The 17,138-nt window shown below is 70.4% G+C and carries 19 protein-coding genes; 11 read left to right on the top strand and 8 right to left on the bottom strand.

Annotation, left to right across the window (positions count from 1 at the left end; genetic code table 11):
- Positions 1–97 precede the first annotated feature (97 nt).
- From BLT23_RS31735 to BLT23_RS31720, 4 genes are all read left to right on the top strand, one after another.
- Positions 98–277 (top strand): CsbD family protein, encoded by a 180-nt coding sequence (locus BLT23_RS31735; protein WP_090055981.1) that lies wholly within the window; start codon positions 98–100, stop codon positions 275–277.
- Complete coding sequence (locus BLT23_RS31730; RefSeq protein ID WP_090055978.1) at positions 255–881, top strand: UdgX family uracil-DNA binding protein; 627 nt, start codon at positions 255–257, stop codon at positions 879–881. Before BLT23_RS31735 ends, BLT23_RS31730 begins: the two co-directional genes overlap by 23 nt.
- 285 nt (positions 882–1,166) lie before the next feature.
- Positions 1,167–1,424, top strand: coding sequence for a helix-turn-helix domain-containing protein (locus BLT23_RS31725; RefSeq protein WP_090055974.1), 258 nt, complete (start codon positions 1,167–1,169; stop codon positions 1,422–1,424).
- A gap of 129 nt (positions 1,425–1,553) precedes the next feature.
- Positions 1,554–2,081: an NlpC/P60 family protein gene (locus tag BLT23_RS31720; protein ID WP_090055971.1), complete on the top strand. Its 528-nt coding sequence runs from the start codon at positions 1,554–1,556 to the stop codon at positions 2,079–2,081.
- On the opposite strand, the gene BLT23_RS31715 is transcribed toward BLT23_RS31720, so the two are convergent.
- Positions 2,062–3,360 carry an amino acid permease gene (locus BLT23_RS31715; RefSeq protein WP_245744390.1) on the bottom strand — a complete coding sequence of 433 codons (1,299 nt, stop codon included), beginning with the start codon at positions 3,358–3,360 and terminating at the stop codon, positions 2,062–2,064. The two genes, BLT23_RS31720 and BLT23_RS31715, sit on opposite strands and share 20 nt — an antisense overlap.
- A gap of 109 nt (positions 3,361–3,469) precedes the next feature.
- Between BLT23_RS31715 and BLT23_RS31710 the strand changes: the two genes are divergently transcribed.
- Positions 3,470–3,955: a hypothetical protein gene (locus tag BLT23_RS31710; RefSeq protein ID WP_143036110.1), complete on the top strand. Its 486-nt coding sequence runs from the start codon at positions 3,470–3,472 to the stop codon at positions 3,953–3,955.
- A gap of 336 nt (positions 3,956–4,291) precedes the next feature.
- On the opposite strand, the gene BLT23_RS31705 is transcribed toward BLT23_RS31710, so the two are convergent.
- From BLT23_RS31705 to BLT23_RS31695, 3 genes are all read right to left on the bottom strand, one after another.
- Complete coding sequence (locus BLT23_RS31705; protein ID WP_425434431.1) at positions 4,292–5,716, bottom strand: aldehyde dehydrogenase family protein; 1,425 nt, start codon at positions 5,714–5,716, stop codon at positions 4,292–4,294.
- A complete protein-coding gene (locus BLT23_RS31700) occupies positions 5,713–6,501 on the bottom strand; it encodes a dioxygenase family protein (RefSeq protein WP_090055958.1) in 789 nt (262 codons plus the stop codon). Before BLT23_RS31700 ends, BLT23_RS31705 begins: the two co-directional genes overlap by 4 nt.
- A gap of 441 nt (positions 6,502–6,942) precedes the next feature.
- The gene (locus BLT23_RS31695) at positions 6,943–7,251 is read right to left on the bottom strand and encodes a helix-turn-helix transcriptional regulator (protein WP_245744388.1); all 309 of its coding nucleotides are present in this window, start codon (positions 7,249–7,251) and stop codon (positions 6,943–6,945) included.
- A gap of 205 nt (positions 7,252–7,456) precedes the next feature.
- Here BLT23_RS31695 and BLT23_RS31690 point away from each other — a divergent pair, with 205 nt between their 5' ends.
- The 4 genes from BLT23_RS31690 (at position 7,457) to BLT23_RS31675 (ending at position 11,185) form a co-directional block, all read left to right on the top strand.
- A complete protein-coding gene (locus BLT23_RS31690) occupies positions 7,457–7,849 on the top strand; it encodes a nuclear transport factor 2 family protein (protein WP_176947007.1) in 393 nt (130 codons plus the stop codon).
- On the top strand, positions 7,846–8,466 hold the full coding sequence (locus BLT23_RS31685) for a ScbR family autoregulator-binding transcription factor (RefSeq protein WP_090055947.1): 621 nt from the start codon (positions 7,846–7,848) through the stop codon (positions 8,464–8,466). The genes BLT23_RS31690 and BLT23_RS31685 overlap by 4 nt, the downstream gene beginning before the upstream one ends.
- A gap of 109 nt (positions 8,467–8,575) precedes the next feature.
- Positions 8,576–9,811 (top strand): hypothetical protein, encoded by a 1,236-nt coding sequence (locus BLT23_RS31680; protein ID WP_176947006.1) that lies wholly within the window; start codon positions 8,576–8,578, stop codon positions 9,809–9,811.
- Positions 9,812–9,880: 69 nt separating this feature from the next.
- Positions 9,881–11,185, top strand: coding sequence for a serine/threonine-protein kinase (locus tag BLT23_RS31675; protein WP_090055942.1), 1,305 nt, complete (start codon positions 9,881–9,883; stop codon positions 11,183–11,185).
- A gap of 72 nt (positions 11,186–11,257) precedes the next feature.
- On the opposite strand, the gene BLT23_RS31670 is transcribed toward BLT23_RS31675, so the two are convergent.
- The 3 genes from BLT23_RS31670 to BLT23_RS31660 form a co-directional block, all read right to left on the bottom strand.
- Positions 11,258–11,914: an HAD family hydrolase gene (locus BLT23_RS31670; protein WP_090055939.1), complete on the bottom strand. Its 657-nt coding sequence runs from the start codon at positions 11,912–11,914 to the stop codon at positions 11,258–11,260.
- 22 nt (positions 11,915–11,936) lie between these two features.
- Positions 11,937–13,238, bottom strand: coding sequence for a wax ester/triacylglycerol synthase family O-acyltransferase (locus BLT23_RS31665; RefSeq protein ID WP_090055934.1), 1,302 nt, complete (start codon positions 13,236–13,238; stop codon positions 11,937–11,939).
- Between the two features lie 61 nt (positions 13,239–13,299).
- The gene (locus BLT23_RS31660; RefSeq protein ID WP_090055932.1) at positions 13,300–14,196 is read right to left on the bottom strand and encodes an anti-sigma factor RsbA family regulatory protein; all 897 of its coding nucleotides are present in this window, start codon (positions 14,194–14,196) and stop codon (positions 13,300–13,302) included.
- A gap of 182 nt (positions 14,197–14,378) precedes the next feature.
- Between BLT23_RS31660 and BLT23_RS31655 the strand changes: the two genes are divergently transcribed.
- A complete protein-coding gene (locus tag BLT23_RS31655) occupies positions 14,379–15,116 on the top strand; it encodes an alpha/beta fold hydrolase (RefSeq protein WP_090055928.1) in 738 nt (245 codons plus the stop codon).
- A 209-nt stretch (positions 15,117–15,325) separates the two neighbouring features.
- Here BLT23_RS31655 and BLT23_RS31650 read toward each other — a convergent pair whose 3' ends face one another.
- Positions 15,326–15,865 (bottom strand): MOSC domain-containing protein, encoded by a 540-nt coding sequence (locus BLT23_RS31650; RefSeq protein ID WP_176947005.1) that lies wholly within the window; start codon positions 15,863–15,865, stop codon positions 15,326–15,328.
- Between the two features lie 262 nt (positions 15,866–16,127).
- On the opposite strand from BLT23_RS31650, the gene BLT23_RS31645 reads away from it, so the two are divergent.
- A complete protein-coding gene (locus BLT23_RS31645) occupies positions 16,128–17,123 on the top strand; it encodes a LacI family DNA-binding transcriptional regulator (protein ID WP_090055921.1) in 996 nt (331 codons plus the stop codon).
- Positions 17,124–17,138 lie beyond the last annotated feature (15 nt).

Raw genomic sequence — 17,138 nt, 5'->3', positions numbered from 1 at the left:
GTTCTCAACCGCGAGTGATCACCTTATCAACTGTTTCAGACGCGGCTCGCCGGGTAACCGAAGAACGTAGCCGACCGTCAGTGAAGGAGCCTGATCCATGGGTGCCGACGAGAAGTTCAGCAACAAGGCAGAGGAGCTCAAGGGCCGCGCCAAGGAAGCTGTCGGTGACGCCACGGACAACGAGCAGTGGCAGGCCGAGGGCCGCGCCGAGCGTGCCAAGGGCGCCTTGAAGCAGGCCGGTGAGAAGGTCAAGGATGCCTTCCGCTCGGACAAGTAGGACGACGACTTCCGCCGCCCAGTTCGTCCCTTCGGGGGAGGACTGGGCGGCTTTGCGTTCGGCGGCGGACGGGTGCCGCGGATGTGACCTCTATCAGGACGCGACACAGACCGTGTTCGGTGAGGGACCGGTTCCCGCGAAACTGATGATGGTCGGTGAATGTCCGGGTGATCGTGAGGACACCGACGGTCACGTGTTCGTCGGACCGGCGGGAAGGTTGCTGGACAAGGCGTTGGCGGCGGCAGGGATCGACCGCTCGAAGACCTATCTGACCAACGCGGTCAAGCACTTCCGGTTCACCGAGCGCGGCAAGCGCAGGATCCACCAGACGCCCCGGCGCGGCGAGGTCGTGGCGTGCTTCCCGTGGCTGCGGGAGGAGATCAGGGTCGCCCGGCCGAAGCTCGTCGTCTGCCTCGGGGCCGTGGCGGCGAAGGCGGTGCTGGGGCCGTCGTTCAAGCTGACCGAGCACCGCGGCGAGGTGCTGGAGCACGAGGGCCTGCGGGTCGGCGTGACGGTGCACCCGTCGGCCGTGGTGCGGGCCGAGAACTTCACCGAGGCGTTCGACGCGTTCGTCGCCGATCTCACCGCACTGAAGAAGTCCTGAAGCTTGCCGCGGGGGTCCGGAAACGGGACAACCCCCGGACGACTCCTGCGCGAGCAGGCCGAGCGGGACCAGCGCTCGAAGTCCGGGGGCCGGGTGGCTGCCTGGTACTCGCCAGGTGTCACCAAAGGCGGTCCTAGCGGACAGCCACCTCACGAGTCCTGTAGCTATACAACTTGGGACCACCTCCTCTCTTGTGTACTTCGAACCTATGTCGCGATCGGGTGTGCGTGCAACGGACTTTTCTCACGCCGACCGGAACGTCTTCTTCGCGTAGAATCCGCGACCATGGTGCGCATCCCACTGACGTCGCTGGAACGGGAGCGCGGCAGGCGGCTCGGTCAGCTGCTCCGGGACGCCCGCGGCGACGCGAGCATGGTCGAGATCGCGGCCCGCGCCGGTCTGTCCGCCGAGACCGTGCGCAAGATCGAGACCGGTCGCGCCCCCACGCCGTCGTTCTTCACGATCGCGGCGCTCGCCGGGGCGCTCGGCATCTCGCTCGACTCGATCAACGAGCTGCTGGCCCCGCAGAGCCGGTCCGCGTAGTCACCTGGCCGGTGGGTTTCGCCGCCGCCTTCTCTACCCCGCGAGGATGCGGGTAAACCTTTGACTTCAAACCTGTGTCGTGTTGCCGTGAGTCCACGAGACTCGCACTTCTCGACGCAGGGGAGAACGATGAAACTCATTTCCGCGGTGCTGGCCGCATTCCTCGCTTTCACGCTCACCGGCGCACCGGTGGCGACCGCGGCTCCGGTGGAGCAGGTCACCAGGACCGAGCTGCTGGAACGCGCCGCGACGTGGCTGACCGCGGACAACGGCAGCCGGGTGCCGTACAGCATGGAGCTGCACTGGACCGACGGGTATCGGCAGGACTGCTCCGGGTTCGTCTCGATGGCGGCGAAACTGGGGAACGAGGACCCGCGCGGCGGCCCGAACACGGTCGCTCTCGCCGCGGACGACTACACCCTGCCCATCGCGCTCGCCGACCTGCGGCCCGGCGACCTGCTCCTCGACGCGGTGGACGAGCCGGGCGAGGACTTCCGGCACGTGGTGATCTTCGAGCGGTGGACGAACGCCGACCGCTCCGAGTACCTGGCCTACGAGCAGCGCGGCGGCCACGGCACCGACCACCGGGCGCTCACCTACGGCCTGGAGCCCCACAGCAGGTACCAGCCCTACCGGCTCAAGAACGTGACCGGATGAGGCCGGCCGCGGCGAACGCGGCGACGAGCACGCCCGTGGACAGGATCTGGCCGCGGGCCTCGTCGTCGAGCAGCATCAGCACGACGACACCGGCGATCGCCACCAGCGCCACCCAGGACAGGTAGGGGTGGCCCCACATCGGCACCTTCGGCTCTGGCGTGACGCGGCGCAGCCGGATCTGCGAGACCGCGACGAAAGCCCAGACGATCAGCAGCGCGGAGCCGACGGCGTTGAGCAGCACCAGGAAGACCGTGTCCGGCCACAGGTAGTTGAGCAGCACGGAGAAGAAGCCGAACGCCGTCGACGCCAGCACGGCGTTGCGCGGGACGCCGTTCCTCTTGGTCAGCAACGCTTTCGGCGCCTCGCCGCGTTCGGCCAGCGAGCTGAGCATGCGGGCGGCGCCGTAGAGGGTGGCGTTGATGGCGCTCAGCAGCGCCACGAAGATGACGACGTTCATGATCTGCCCGGCCGCCGGGACGCCGATGCGGTTCAGCACGGCCACGTACGGGCTCGCGCCGACCTCCGAGTCGTTCCACGGCAACAGGGTCACCACCACGGCCAGCGAGCCGAGGTAGAAGACGAGCAGCCGCGTCAGCGCCGTCCGCAGCGCCTTCTTGATGGCGTGCGCGGGGTTCTCGGCGTCGGCGGCCGCGATGGTGATGACCTCCAGGCCGCCGAACGCGAACACCGTCACCATGAACCCGGCGACCACGCCGCCCCAGCCGTTGGGCAGGAAGTCGCCCAGGTTGGTCAGGCCGGGTGAGGTCACACCGGGCAGCACGCCCGCGACGGCGGCCACGCCCAGCGCGAGGAACAGCACGATCGCGGCGACCTTGAGTCCCGCGAACCAGAACTCGAACTCGCCGAAGTTGCGGACGTCGGCGAGGTTCACGGCGGTGAGCGCCGCCATGAACAGCAGCACCCAGGCCCACTGCGGCACGGAGGGGACCCAGCCGGACGCGATCTTGGCGGCGCCCGTCGCCTCGACGGCGAGCACGACGCCGACGGCCGACCAGTAGACCCAGCCGACCGTGAAACCGGCCCAGGGGCCGATCGCTTTTTCGGCGTGCACGGAGAAAGCGCCACCGCTCGGGTGTTCCGCCGCCATTTCCCCGAGCATGCGCATCACGAGGAGCGCCAGAATTCCGGCGAGGGTGAACGAAATGAGCACCGCCGGTCCCGCGAGGGCGATGCCCGCGCCCGTTCCGACGAAGAGCCCCGCTCCGATCACGCCACCGAGCGCGATCATGGTGACGTGCCGTTCTCGCAGGTGAGTCACGCTCTCCAGCCCCGTTCGAGTGTGCCGATGGCGGGCCGATAGTGGATTCATGGCGGCGGAGAGTCAAATCGTGTGATCGGAGTTACACCGCACAAGTGGGGTGAGAACGATGAGCTCGCACGAGGGAGTACTGCCGTCCGGAGTTCTGCCGCGGCTCGACACGTTCTCGGCCGCTTTGCAGCGTTGTTCGGACTGGGGATGGCTGGTGCTGCGGTCGGAGAACCGGCTGCTGCTCACGACCGACCACCAGGTGTCCGCCGTGGAGATGGCGGCGGGCATCGGCGACGAGGTCCGGCACTACCTGTCCGTCCGGCTGCTCGGCGGACCGGTCGTGGTGCTGCCGGGGGCGCCGGGGAGGTGGCTGCTGCTCACCGAGTCGGCCGACGAGGCGTCGCAGGTGAACCTGATCCGGCTGCGTGCCCGCGGGGCGCTCACGCACCGGCTGGGGACGCTCGTGCCGTTGCCGCCGTCGCGGATCGGCGGTAGCGGGGTCCGCTGGCTGGAGGGGATGCCGGCGGCGAAACCGTTCCTGCCGCCGTTCTCCGCCGTGGTGGCGGCGATGAGGGCGGTCACGGAGACCCTGGGCCCCCGCTGACCTCGACGCGCACTGACGTCGGCCCCCGGGGCGACGCCGGTCCGCGGCCGACGTCCGGCCAGGGGACGACGCCGGTCCGCGGCCGGCGTCCGGTTCACGGAAAGTCGTTGCCACGGGCCCGATTTGCCGGTTCCGCGTCCCCCGGATGCGGCGGAAATTCACTCCACAGGCGCCAGGAGAACCTCTAGCTTTGTGAGGTCGGACACACGAGAGGAGTGGGACATGGACGGGTACGAGCACCTGGCCGACGAGGACGGACACGTTCGCGGTTACGACTAGACCGCAACCGGCCGCGCGGGGGAGCCGCCGCCACGGGGTGGCTCCCCCGCGGCCCGGTCAGAGCTCCAGACCGGTCAGCACCAGCACCCTCGGCTCCGTGAGGTCCTCCATCGCGGCGCGCAGACCTTCGCGCCCGATGCCGGACTCCTTCACCCCGCCGTAGGGCATCTGGTCCGCGCGGTAGCTCGGCACGTCGCCGACGATGACGCCGCCGACCTGAAGCCGTTGCGCCGCACGGAAAGCCAGCCGCACGTCGGTCGTGAACAGACCGGCCTGCAGGCCGTAGCGGGACGCGTTGACGCGGTCGAACGCCTCTTCCACGCTGTCCACCCTGGACAGCGTGACGACGGGACCGAAGACCTCCTCGGCGTTGACCTTCGCGTCCTCCGGCACGTCGGTCAGCACGGTGGGCGCGTAGACGAGGCCGTCGCGCGTGCCTCCCGTGAGGACCTTCGCGGACGCCTCTTGCACCCACGCCTCGACGCGGTCGGCCGCGGCCTCGTTGATCAGCGGGCCGACGTCGTTCGCCACGTCCAGCGCGTTCACGTGCCGCACAACGGCTTCCGCGATCGTGTCGTAGACGTCGGTGTGCACGAAGACCCGCTGCACCGAGATGCACGACTGGCCCGCCTGGTACATCGCGAACGTGGCGATGCGTTGCGCGGCGAACTCGATGTCCTGCCAGTCGGGGGCGACGATCGCGGCCGCGTTGCCCCCGAGCTCCAGCGTCACGTGCTTGCGCGGCAGGCGTTCCTTGATGCCCCAGCCGACCGGCCCCGACCCGGTGAACGAGACGACCGGCAGCCGCGGGTCCTCGACGAGCTTCGCGGTGTCCTCGTTGGACAGGTGCAGCACCGACCACGCGCCGTCCGGCAGGTCGGTCTCCGCCAGCAGCTCGCCGAGCAGCAGCGCGGACGTCGGCGTGGCGGGCGCGGGCTTCAGCACGATCGGCGCGCCGACCGCGATGGCCGGCGCGACCTTGTGCGCCACCAGGTTCAGCGGGAAGTTGAACGGCGCGATGCCGAGCACCGGTCCGCGCGGCACCCGCCGCACCAGCGCGAGACGACCCTCGGCGGCCGGGTCGGTGTCGAGGCGTTGCAGCTCGCCGGAGAACCGGCGCGCCTCCTCCGCGGCCCAGCGGAACGTGGAGACCGCGCGGGTCACCTCGGCGCGCGACCACTTGAGGGGCTTGCCGGAGTCGCCGGTGATGGCCTGCGCGAACTCCTCCGCCCGTTCCGCGAGCCGCCGCGACACGTGGTCCAGGGCGGCGGCCCTGCGGTGGGCGGGCAGCGCGGCGAGCTCGGCAGCGACGGCGGCGGCCTTCGCCACGGCGGTCTCGACGTCCTCTGCGGTGTGGAAATCGGTCATGCGGGCAGGGCTCCTTCGCGCACGTCCGGACCTTCGATGAGCGGACCGGTCATGTCCCCAGCATGGTCCGGGGGAGCAGGTCGCGCATCGGTGGAGGCACCGGACTCGGCTCAGCTCCCGACCGCGAAGGTGAGCGAGGCCGTGTACCCGGAGGTCGCGTCACCCGACATCGTCGCCATCTGCCGGTCGACGCCGTCGCGGAACACCATGTCCTGAGCCAGCGACGTCCGCCCCATGTTCCGCACGCTCTGCGTGTACCCGGCGGTGCCGTAGACCTCCTTGCAGGTCGTCTCCGGCAACGCGAGCTGCGAGGTCGTGATCCGGTTGCCCGCCTTGGTGGCCTCGGCGAGGCTCGGGTAGACCTCGAAGTGGACGTGCGGCCAGCGTCCCGCGTACGCGCCGGGGAAGACGCTGACGAACCGCAGCTTTCCGGACGTGTCGGCCTCCTGGACGCCGCGCAGGAAGTTCTCGTCCTTCACGCGGTCCGAGTACATCGAGTAGTCGCCGTTGATGTCGCAGTGCCACAGGTAGACGGCCGCGCCCGCGTACGGGGTGCCGTCCTCCTTCTGGACCGTGAGGTCGATCGTCAGGTCGACGCCCTCGGCCTCGCGGGTCGAGGCGCCGAAGCTGGACCGGATGTCCGACCGCACGATGCCGCTCTGCGTGAGCGCGTTCGGTCCGTTGGAGCCGTCGCCGGGATAGGGGCCCGCGGTCTCCTCGGGGATGGCTTCGAGCACCCCGCCGTTCGTCGTGGTGGCCGGGGCCGTGGTGCCGGGGCTGGTCGACGGGGCGCAGGCCACGAGCGTGAGGCCGGCGCCTCCGAGCAACGACAACGCCCGCCTGCGTCCGATCAGCGTGGCGAGGTCGAACTGGAGGCCGCGGTCGTGGTTGTCCGTCATGGAGACCAGGGTGAGCCGCTTTCCTGTGAGCCGCCTGTGGAAGAGCTGTCATCAGGATGGCGATCACACGCGGAATTGCACGGTTTGCCGTGAGCTCTCGCGCAAGAATTCCGTCGAGAGCCCTTAAAGGCCCCCGGGACGCGCCCGCTGTTGTGATCGGGATCTCATTCCCGGCTCGCGGTGCGGCTGGGGTGAGGGGAGGGCCGGGCGGTTTCGGCCACCTCGTTGTCGCAATACCTGAGTATTCACCCGGACGTCGGTACGCGTCCATGTGACGTCGCGGTTCCGCGCATTGACCGGGGGAGCGCGGTGAAGAAGTGGCCGTTGGATTAATCCGGCGGCGATGTGGGTCTTTCCGGCTGAAGGGCGGCGCCCACGAGGGGATTGATGGGCGCCGCCATTCCGCGGGCGGGCGAACCCCTGCCGTTCGCCCGCGCTCCGCTACCCGGAGTGGTCCGCTGCCCTGGTTCGGCGGCTCTGTCGCGCGAGCACCGCCGCCCTGTCCACCTCGGCGTGCGGCACGTGCAGCGCCGCGCTGATCCAGGCGCGCCAGTAGGGGCCGGGAATGCGTTTTCCGCGTTCCCACCTCGACACTTCTTCACGGGTGACGCTGTCGTTCTGTGAGATCTCGCACAACAGGTCCGCGAGTTCGCGCTGGGTCAGGCCCCGTCTTCGGCGGGCCCGGGGAATCAGCGTGGTAATCGGCGGGACGTCCTGGTGCTCGCGGGAGTCGGGGGCTGCCTTGAGCACGGTTCTGCTCCGTTTCGGTGAGACGACTGGGTGCTGCCCAGCCTGCCGCAAAGAGCCGCTCTCCGTGCCGTGCATTGTGGTGATACCGGCGGTCGTTGAAAGTTCAGCCACCGTTCGAATCACTTGATCGGTTGTTCGGTGGAACGAAGATGGTCCGATGGGGTGTGCGCCGTCGGTTTTCGTGCCGCTGACTAAGGTGGGAGAAATGTTTTCGACGGTCGAAGTGGTGCAGGTGTTCCTGGCGCGCCTGGCGGCACAGGACGCGGCGGGCATCGCGCGGTTGTGCGCGGCGGCCGTGGAGTGGGAGGCACCCGACCCGGCCGGTGCCCGGTGGTCGCGGGGCCCGCGCACCCGGCGCGAGGTCGAGTCGTGGTTCCTCACCCTGTTCGCCGCGTTCGACCTGGAACAGCTGTCCGCGCGGCAGGTGGTCGTGGACGGCGGCGACGCGGCGGTGATCGGCTCGGCGCGCTGGCGGGTCCGCGCCACCGGTGACGCCGTCCAGGCGCGGTTCGCGTCGATGATCTCGGTGCACCAGGGGGAGATCGAGCAGTTCTGGCACCTGCCGGACACCCTCGCGCTGGCGGGGGCGGGGGCATGAGCGCCACCGGCCGGGAGAGAGCCGCGCACACGCGGGCGAGACTGCTGCGCGCCGCCGCCGAGGTGTTCGACCGCGACGGCTTCGCCAGGTCCAGCCTCACCGCCGTGTGCGCACGGGCCGACGTGTCGAAAGGCGCGTTGTACTGCCACTTCCGCTCCAAGGAGGCGCTCGGCGTCGCGGTCATCGAGGAGCAGTCGCTGCTGTGGCACCGGTTGCGCGACGAACAGCTCGCCGTCGAGCCGTCCCCGTTCCAGGCGCTGATCTCCATGTCGTTCGAGTTCGCCGACCGGCTCGACACCGACCTGACCGTGCGGGTGAGCGCGAAGCTGTTGCGGGAGGCGGTGTTCTTCGACGTCGCGGCGGCGGCGCAGGTGATCGGCTGGGTCACCGTCGTGCGGGAGCTGCTCACGCTCGCCCGCGAGCACGGCGAGCTGCGCCCGGAGGTGAACGTGCGGCACGCGGCCGAACAGGTCGTGGCCGAGCTGCTCGGGCTGCAGTTCGTCGCCAGGGCGCTCAGCGGCGGCACGGACCTGCGCACCCGGCTGGCCCGGCTCTGGCGGGCGTCGTCCGGGTGCCTGGTGACGGCTCCGGTCAGGGCGAGGCTGCGCTTCGAGTGACGGTCGTCTCGGCCCAATCGAGACAGGAATTCCTGCTCGCGCCTCCGCTGTTGTCCTCTCTCATCCGTCCCCTCGTCCGGCAAGGACCTCGACCATCAGGAGGACAACGGTGTCCCGTCGCAGCATCGTCGTGGTGGATCCGTTCGCGGCCGGCAAGACCGTCGCGCCCGCGTTCGCGGCCCGCGGTGTCGACGCGGTGGCGGTGCTGACCGCCGCCATGCCGCCCAGCTGGCTGCGCAGGGTGTGGAACCCGGCCGACTACCGCGAGCTGCACGCCCTCGGCGACCTCGACGAGCTGGCGGCCACGCTCACCGGCCACGACCCGGTGGCCGTCGTCGCGGGCGCCGACACCGGCACCGAGGCCGCGGAGACGTTGTCGGAGCTGGTCGTGCCGGGCCGCTCGAACGACCTGACCCTCTCGTCCGCGCGCCGCGACAGGTGGCAGCGCGACGTGGCGCTGCGCACCGCCGAGGTGCCACACCTGCGGCAGACCAGCTCCGAGTCGCCCGACGCGGTGGCGGCGTGGCTGCGGCGCGAGGGGCTGGAGAGCTCGCCGATCGTGCTGAAGCCGGAGCACAGCGGCGACACCGACGACGTGTTCGTGGCGATGCCCGGTGACGACTGGCGCACCAGCTTCAACCGCGTCCTCGTCGTCAACAGGACGACCTTCCGCAACGACCGGGTGCTGGTGCGCGAGCTCGCGGTCGGCACCGAGTACGAGGTCGACACCTACTCGGTCGACGGCGGGCACGGCCTCGTCGCCGTCTGGCACTGCGCCAAGGAGGGCACCGACGACGGCCTCGGCATCTTCCGCTCCAACACGCTCGTCGCGCCGTCCGACCCGGTGGTCGGCGTGCTGTTCGGCTACGTGAGCCGCGTCCTCGACGCGACAGGCGTGCGCAACGGCCCCGCGCAGGCCCAGGTCGTGATCACCGCGGACGGCCCGCGCCTGGTCGAGATCGGCGCGCGGCTGGCAGGCCCGGAGCAGCAGGAGCTGGCGTTGCTCGGCACCGGCGAGAACCAGGTGACGCGGATGGTGAGCCACCACCTGGACGGCGCGGGCGCCGCGGGCCGCTACGAGCAGCTCCAGCACGTGCGCTCGGTCTACCTGGCCTCACCCGCGGCGGGCGAGCTCGCGAACTCCGTCCGCTTTGACGAGCTGGCCTCACTTCTGCCCAGCTACCAGCGCGACGTCCTGCCGTACCGGGAGGGGTCGATGGTGCCGCGCACGGCCGACCTGCGCACGTCGCTCGGCCACGTCGTGCTCGCGACCACCGACGCTGAACAGCTCGAACGCGACGAGGCCACCGTCAGGGAGATCGAGGCGGGCCTCATCGTGGTTTGATCTTGGATTCGTACCGGGTGGCACACGTGTGCGACGACCGGTTAGGTTCTCGGCGACGAGCGGAGGCCCATGAGCGACCCCTGGGACGGAGACCTGACCGGCGCGGTGATCGACGACCGCTTCGTGATCGGTTCGCTCCTCGGGTCGGGTGGAATGGCCGAGGTCTACCGCGCCTACGACCGCGAGACCACGTCGTCCGTCGCCGTGAAGATCTTCTCCGGCCCCGGCCTCCCCGACGACGAGCTGCGTCTGCACCGCGAGGCGTCGATGCTCGCCTCCCTGGAGTGCCCCGGCATCATCCCGGTCTACGCCTCCGGCACCGTGCGGGGCCGCCCGTACTTCGTGATGCGCGAGATCACCGGCGGCACCCTCCGCCAGCGAATGCGCGAACCCCTGCCACCCCGCTTCGTGGCGCGCCTGGGAGGCCAGATCGCCGCGGTCCTGGACCACGTCCACGGCCTCGGCGTGGTGCACCGCGACATCAAGCCGTCCAACATCCTTCTGGACGACACCGAGAAGCAGGCGTACCTGGCCGACTTCGGCCTGGCGCTGGTGGCGGAGGTCACCAGGGTCACCACCTCCGGCGTCCTGGTCGGCACAGCCGGCTACCTGTCGCCGGAACAGGTGAGGGGCACCGACGTAGGCCCAGCCGCCGACATCTACTCGCTCGGCCTGGTCCTCCTGGAATGCCTGACAGGCCGCACCGAGTACCCCGGCGGAGACGCCGAAGCGGCCCTCGCCCGCCTGGCCCGCCCACCCCGGATCCCGGTGGACCTGCCCACGGCCTGGATCTCCCTGCTCTCGGCGATGACAGCCACCACCCCCGCCAACCGCCCCACCGCAGCCCAGTGCGCCACCTCCCTGGACGCGGCCTTCGAAGCCAGCAGGGGCCTACCGGCCCTGCTCCCGGACGCGGTGGTGGAAGCCCAGGACATCCCGAAACCAAGACGCGGCAAACGCCTGGCCATCACCACGGCGGCCGCCGCGGCAGCAGCGGCCGCGGTGGCGGTGGCCGTGGCAAACCTCGGCGGCACCACCACCGACTCCCCAGCCGCGGACACCAAGGCGCCCAACCCACAGACCCGGGTGGTCACCGTCTCCCCGTCGACGGTGACAGTCGTCCACACCCCGGGAGCCCCGGACAACACGTTCGACGCGCCCACCATGTCCAACGTCCCCGGCGCCCCTCAACAGGACGCCGGCAACACACCACCCGGCACACCGGCCGGTGGCTCCACGTCCGACGAGACGACGACCACCGAACCCCCGACCGGGGAGACGACGAACGACGCCCCCGAGTCGAAGGCCCGCGGCAAGCCCTCCGAACTACCCCGCCCGACTCACGCCGCCTCACAAGCAGCGGCACGCCGCTAACGCTTCGGTGCGGTCGCTGCCGGTACGCCCGGCGGCCCCGATCGCGACCGTCGCGCAGCCCGGGTACGCCCCCTACGGCCCCACCGCGGCCATGGGCAGATCCGTCAACTCCCCGCGCAACCGATCCAAGTCCGGATAAACGGCGGAAGCCCCCCGCTCCACCAGCTCCCCCTCCGAAAAACCACCGGTCAACACCCCGACCGACGGCAACCCGGCCCGCCCGGCAGCCTCACAGTCCCAGACGGAATCCCCGATCACCACCGCCCGGGAAGCCGAGACCTGCGACAAGGCAACCTGCACCAGATCAGGCTCAGGCTTGCTGTCCTCGACGTCATCAGAGGACGTCCAAGCGATGTCCCCGGGGTCGAGCAGCTTCAGGTAGTGCTCAACGTGCTTCTTCTTCCCGGAGCTGGCGAGCACGACGGAGAACCCGGCGTCGGTGGCCGCACGGATGAGCCGGTGGGCGCCCTCGAACGGCTGGATCTCGTCGATCACCTCGTCGAAGTACCGTTCCCACGCTTCGCGCAGGGTGTCGCCGTGGGTGCGCTCGACCATGTCGCCCGCGACGGCGGCCACCAGTTTGTCGCCGCCCATGCCGATGGCTCGGTGCACTCGCCAGCCGGGCACGGTGATGTCGACGCTGCGGAACGCGCGCAGCCACGACACGGTGTGGTGGTAGTTGGTGTCGACCAGCGTGCCGTCCACGTCCAAGACCACGGTGTTGCTCATGGTTGCAGGTTTGCCCGGCCTCTCAGCGAGGCAAACCCACCAGCTCACGTGCGTCCTGAAGGGACGCGACCTCGCGGCGCAGCACACCGTCGAGCCACTGGGCGTCGGACATCCACGACTGGTTGGTGTTCAGGCAGACGTGGACGGACGAGCGGTACACCGACAGTGCGATGCCCACCGCGTGGCCGGGGGCGACGGGCGCGACCGGGTACAGCTCGCACAGGGCGGCGCCGTCCAGTGCGAGTGGGACGGACGGCAGGGGGACGGACGTCACCAGCGTGTCGAACAGCAGGGGAGCGCAGCGGCCCATCACGGGGGCGGTCAGGCGGTGGACCAGGGGTGGGACGCGGTCGGCCAGCAGGGGCAGGGCTCCCGCGCCGCGGTCGGGACCCGCTGCCTTCGCCGCTTCCATCTGGGCGCGGAGGTCGCGCAGGCGTTCCACCGGGTCGGGGCAGCCGACCGGCAGTGACACCAGGTAGCCCGAGATCTGGTTGCCCGCGGCGGCGTCGCCGGTGCGGGAGCGCTGGTCGACCGGGATCAGGGCGCGCACGACCGACGACGGGCCCGCGCTGCCGTGTGCGGAAAGCCAGTGGCGCAACGCGCCTGTGACGAGCGCCAGCAGCACGTCGTTCACCGTGCCGCCGTGGGTGCGCCGGATCCGGTGGACGTCCGCGAGGTCCAGGCGGGACATCACGACGCGCCGCGGCCGGGTGGACGAGGTGAGCACAGGGGAGCCGAGTGCCGGTGGGCGGGTGTTCATCAGGACCGACGACGCGAGGTCGATCGTGTCCTTGATCCCGCGCAACGACATTCCGCTCAGCGACGGGATCATCGGGCGCGACGGCGCGGGAGTGTCCGGAATGGACAGCCGGGAGGCGTCGAACAGCCGCAGGCCCAGGCCGACGGCCTTCATGCCGTCGCACAGGGAGTGGTGCAGCTTCGCGACGACGGCGAACCGCCCGCCGGTGAGGCCGGTGACGACGTGCAGCTCCCACGGCGGGCGCGCGAGGTCGAGCGGTTGCGCCATCAGGTGGGAGACCAGCGTGGCGAACCGTTCGCGGCCCCGCACGTGATGGGTGAAGACGTGGTCCTCCGGCGCGAAACCGGGGTCTTCCACCCAGCGCGCACCGCCCAGCAACGACGTCCGGGCGCGCTGGCGCAGCCGTGAGACCTCCTGCGCGCGCTCGCACAGCAGGGCAGCGATGCGCGCCGGGTGCACCGGGGTGGAGGGCGCGAAGGTCGCGACCGCACCGAGGTGCAACGGGTTCGCGCTGCCCTCCATCGCGAGGAAGGCGATGTCGAGTGGGGAGAGGTGGTCTGTCATAGGTGAGCAAGGAAAACAGGTCCGCGTGTCAGACGCATTGCGATGAGATGGCGGCGACTCCCTAACGCCCCAAGTACACCCGAACGGTGGTACCGCTGTGACTCGTGTGAGTGCGAACCAGGTCACAGAGCAGGTTCACCATCACGATCCCGAAGCCGGAGAGGCCGGTGAAAGACGGCGGGAAGCCCTTGCCGGAGTCGCTCACCTCGCACACCGCCGTGTCGCCTTCCCGCCACAACCGGAGTACGCCGTGGCCGGACGCGTGCAGGATGCTGTTCGTCGCCAGCTCGTTGACCGCGAGCACCAGGTCCTCGACCTGTTCGCGACGCAGCCAATGCGCATAGGTCGCCACGAGTTTGCGTGTGCGCGCAAGCGTTGCCACGGAGAACGCGTGTTCCTCGGCTGTGTCCGGTGGAGGCGGCAACGGCACGTTGTAGAGGTCGGCGAGACTGGCCGGGTCGGTGTAGCGGTCGCTCGTGACGCGCTTCTCGCCGTCGATGACCACCGGGTGCGTGCGCCGCGCGTCCTCCAGCACATGCCTCGGCAACGCGCTCGCGTCGTACGGGCACAGGATGACGCCCTGCCTGCCCTCGAACGCCGTGTTGACCAACGCCTCGTGCTGCACGCACGCGGGGTACTCGAGCTCGGTGCGGCCCGGCCACATCGGTTCGCCGACCATCCGGAACCGCTGCCGCGTGCTCGCGCTGAACGCCATCAGCACACCGGGGATGATCCGGCCGGGGTTGCGGCCCGCCTCGGTCATGTCGATGAAGTGGACCTGGTCGGCCTGGCCGCCGAGCCGTTCGCGCAGCGGGCCGATGCGGGCCTCCCTGACCGCCACCAGCACCGGCTCGCCTCTGTCCACGCCGCCCGCGACGAACCGGGCCGTGCCGGAGAGGAAGGCGTCCTCGTCGCTGTAGAACAGGGCCTCGTGCGTGAACGGAGCAGCGGAGTTCATCGGCTTCCCGGTGGGGTCGGCAGCGGGGGAACCCCACATTCTGCTACCCGTGACAGTGTTACGGATGGGGCCGGGAAGGTGGTTGTGGGAACACGTGCTCCAGTCGGCGCAACTCGTCGTGCGGGACGGAAAAACGCCGGGCAGACTCGCGGGCTGTCGGGGTTTCGCGAGGAGGTGGCGCCGTGATCGGGCACTACACGCTGACCGGGCCGGAGGACGCGCCGGTGCTGGTGCTCGGCAACGCGCTCGGCACGACCACCGGGCTGTGGCGGGACTTCGGGCTGCCGTTCCGGCTGCTGCGCTTCGACCACCGCGGCCACGGCCGCAGCGCGCCCGTCCCGGGCCCTTGCGCGATCGAGGACCTGGCGCGCGACGTCCTGGACCTGCTGGACCACCTGGAGCTGCGGCAGGTCCACTACTGCGGCGTGTCCCTCGGCGGCATGGTCGGCATGTGGCTCGCCGCGCACACCGACCGGATCTCCCGGCTCGCGCTGATGTGCACGACGGCCTGGTACCCGGACAAGTCGGTCTGGGACGAGCGGATCGAGGTGCTCGGCTCACGCGGGATGGAGCCGCTCGCGGACTCGATCGTCGCGCGCTGGTTCACCCCGGCCTTCCCGCCGGACGTCGTCGCGCGCTTCCGCGCCGAGCTGCTGGAGGTCGACGTCCCGTCGTACATCGCCTGCTGCCGGGCGATCAGGGACATGGACCTGCGGCCCGCGCTCGCGAAGATCGACGTGCCCGCCGTGGTGATCGCGGCGGCGCAGGACAGCGCGACGCCGCCGGAGTTCGCCCGGCACCTCGCCGACGAGCTGCCGGACTCGGAGCTCTACGTCGTGGGCGACGCGGCGCACCTGGCGGTCGTCGAGGCGCCGAAGACGATCTCGGTGATCCTCGACGACCACTTCGGCAACAGCTGACCCAGCAGTGCTGTCCGTAACGCCCGGCCCGCACGCGACTCTCTTTCGTGTTTCCCGCCTGGTACGCGGGGGCCCCACGTACCATCCACGCGAACGCGGGGCCCCCGCGTCCTACAGCCACGTCACGGCGAGGTGTCGGTGAGCGCTGACGGATGACACGCGGGCGGGTGGTTGGCGGGTAGCGGCGAGGCAGACCGCGTCGGTGGCGGTCAGACGGGTGCGAGCGCCTGGTGCGGCTCGACCGGCAGCTCGACGCGGATCTCGTCACCGGGCCGCACGACGCCGCCGACGAGCACGACCGACATGATCCCGGCCAGCCGGACCAGCTCGCCGTCCTCGTCCTTGCGCAGGACCTCCTTGAGCAGTCCCTTGGAGAAGGCGTCGATCTGCACGCACGGGTTGCGCAGCCCGGTCACCTCGACCACGGCCTCGGGGCCCAGGTGCAGCCGCGTTCCCCTGGGCAGGCCGAGCAGGTCGACCCCGCGCGTCGTGATGTTCTCGCCGATCGAGCCCGGCTCGACGCTGTGGCCCTTGGCCCGCAGCTCGTCGTGGAGCTCCTCGTGCATCAGGTGGACCTGGCGCAGGTTCGGAGCCGTCGGGTCCTTCGCGACCCGCGACCGGTGCTTGACCGTGACGCCCTGGTGGACGTCGTCCTCCACGCCCAGGCCGGCGAGCAGGGTGATGCTCTCCCTGGCCTGCTTGGTGAACGTGTACTCCTCGTTGCGGCTGACCGCTGTCACAACCCCCATGACACCGATTCTGCACGACCGGGAGCCGCACGGGCACTGCTCTTTCCGGCGTAGTGCCGCGAGTGCCGGGAAACGCGGCGGAAGTTCCGGAACTTCGGGGTCCGCCCTGCCCGACCTGCGGAGACCGCACGCGGTGTGGAAACGCTCTCACGAACTTCTGGAAAGAGTCTTGACTAATACTCGCCGCAGGCTGTTGACTCCGTCACACCTCAGCGGAACCGGTACCGAAACCGGTTTCAGAGGCGGCGGAAGGAAGTTCGGCATGCGTGTCACGATCGCGGAGGTCGCCCAACGCGCCCAGGTGTCCAAAGCGACCGTGTCACGTGTGCTGAACGGAAAACCCGACGTCGACGCCACCACGGCGCAGCGCGTCCGCAAGGTCATCGACGAGATCGGCTACGTGCCCAGCGCCCGTGCCGTCGGTCTCGCCAGGGGCCGCACCCGGACCGTCGCGATGCTCGCCCCGTCGCTCACCTGGCCGTGGATGGGCGAGGTCCTGCAAGGCATCGTCGACGAGCTGGAGGCGGACGGGTACGGGCTGCTGCTCTACACGCTGAACCGCGGTCCCGAGTCGCTCAACCAGTTCGCGAACCACGTGTCCGCCAACGCCTTCGACGGTCTGCTCGTGGTCGAGCCGCCGGACGCGCTGCACTACATCTCCACGCTCTACCGGGCGGGACTGCCGGTCGTCATGATCGACGACCGCGGCTCGCACCCGGAGTTCCCCTCGGTGACGACGACGAACCGGCAGGGAGGCGCGGACGTCGCGAAGCACCTGCTCGCCGCGGACCGCCGCAGGTTCGCCGTCGTCACCGGGCCCCCGCACTTCGGCTGCACGCAGGCGCGGCTGGACGGGTTCCGGCTGGCGCTGGCCGAAGCGGGCCTGACGCTGCACCCGGACCTCGTCGTCGACGGCGACTTCACCCAGGAAGGCGGGCAGGTCGCCGTCGAGAAGCTCCTCGCGAGCGGCATCCCGTTCGACGCGGTGTTCGCGCAGAACGACATCTCCGCGGTCGGTGTGCTGCGGGCGCTGCGGGAAGCGGGCAGGGACGTTCCCGGTGACGTGTCCGTCGTCGGCTTCGACGACGTGCCCGTCGCGCGGCAGACCGAACCGCGGCTCACGACGATCCGCCAGCCAGCCCAGGAGATGGGCGCCGCCGCCGCGCGGATGCTGCTCTCCACGCTCGAGGGACAGCCGCTGCCGGACCACCCGCTGGTGCTGCCGACCTCGTTGGTCGTGCGCGAGTCCGCGCCCTGACCCCACCTCTTCTTC

Origin of the sequence: Lentzea fradiae (assembly GCF_900100955.1) — a bacterium.
Classification (GTDB): Bacteria; Actinomycetota; Actinomycetes; order Mycobacteriales; family Pseudonocardiaceae; genus Lentzea; species Lentzea fradiae.
The sequence above is the reverse complement of the archived record's forward strand: the minus strand, read 5'-3'. Positions and strand labels throughout refer to the sequence as shown.

Excerpts from the sequence above, each read along its gene's own strand:
- BLT23_RS31735 (WP_090055981.1), top strand. The coding sequence starts at position 98 with ATGGGTGCCGACGAGAAGTTCAGCAACAAGGCAGAGGAGCTCAAGGGC.
- BLT23_RS31730 (WP_090055978.1), top strand. The coding sequence starts at position 255 with ATGCCTTCCGCTCGGACAAGTAGGACGACGACTTCCGCCGCCCAGTTC.
- BLT23_RS31725 (WP_090055974.1), top strand. The coding sequence starts at position 1,167 with ATGGTGCGCATCCCACTGACGTCGCTGGAACGGGAGCGCGGCAGGCGG.
- BLT23_RS31720 (WP_090055971.1), top strand. The coding sequence starts at position 1,554 with ATGAAACTCATTTCCGCGGTGCTGGCCGCATTCCTCGCTTTCACGCTC.
- BLT23_RS31710 (WP_143036110.1), top strand. The coding sequence starts at position 3,470 with ATGAGCTCGCACGAGGGAGTACTGCCGTCCGGAGTTCTGCCGCGGCTC.
- BLT23_RS31700 (WP_090055958.1), bottom strand. The coding sequence starts at position 6,501 with ATGACGGACAACCACGACCGCGGCCTCCAGTTCGACCTCGCCACGCTG.
- BLT23_RS31690 (WP_176947007.1), top strand. The coding sequence starts at position 7,457 with ATGTTTTCGACGGTCGAAGTGGTGCAGGTGTTCCTGGCGCGCCTGGCG.
- BLT23_RS31685 (WP_090055947.1), top strand. The coding sequence starts at position 7,846 with ATGAGCGCCACCGGCCGGGAGAGAGCCGCGCACACGCGGGCGAGACTG.
- BLT23_RS31675 (WP_090055942.1), top strand. The coding sequence starts at position 9,881 with ATGAGCGACCCCTGGGACGGAGACCTGACCGGCGCGGTGATCGACGAC.
- BLT23_RS31670 (WP_090055939.1), bottom strand. The coding sequence starts at position 11,914 with ATGAGCAACACCGTGGTCTTGGACGTGGACGGCACGCTGGTCGACACC.
- BLT23_RS31665 (WP_090055934.1), bottom strand. The coding sequence starts at position 13,238 with ATGACAGACCACCTCTCCCCACTCGACATCGCCTTCCTCGCGATGGAG.
- BLT23_RS31660 (WP_090055932.1), bottom strand. The coding sequence starts at position 14,196 with ATGAACTCCGCTGCTCCGTTCACGCACGAGGCCCTGTTCTACAGCGAC.
- BLT23_RS31650 (WP_176947005.1), bottom strand. The coding sequence starts at position 15,865 with ATGGGGGTTGTGACAGCGGTCAGCCGCAACGAGGAGTACACGTTCACC.
- BLT23_RS31645 (WP_090055921.1), top strand. The coding sequence starts at position 16,128 with ATGCGTGTCACGATCGCGGAGGTCGCCCAACGCGCCCAGGTGTCCAAA.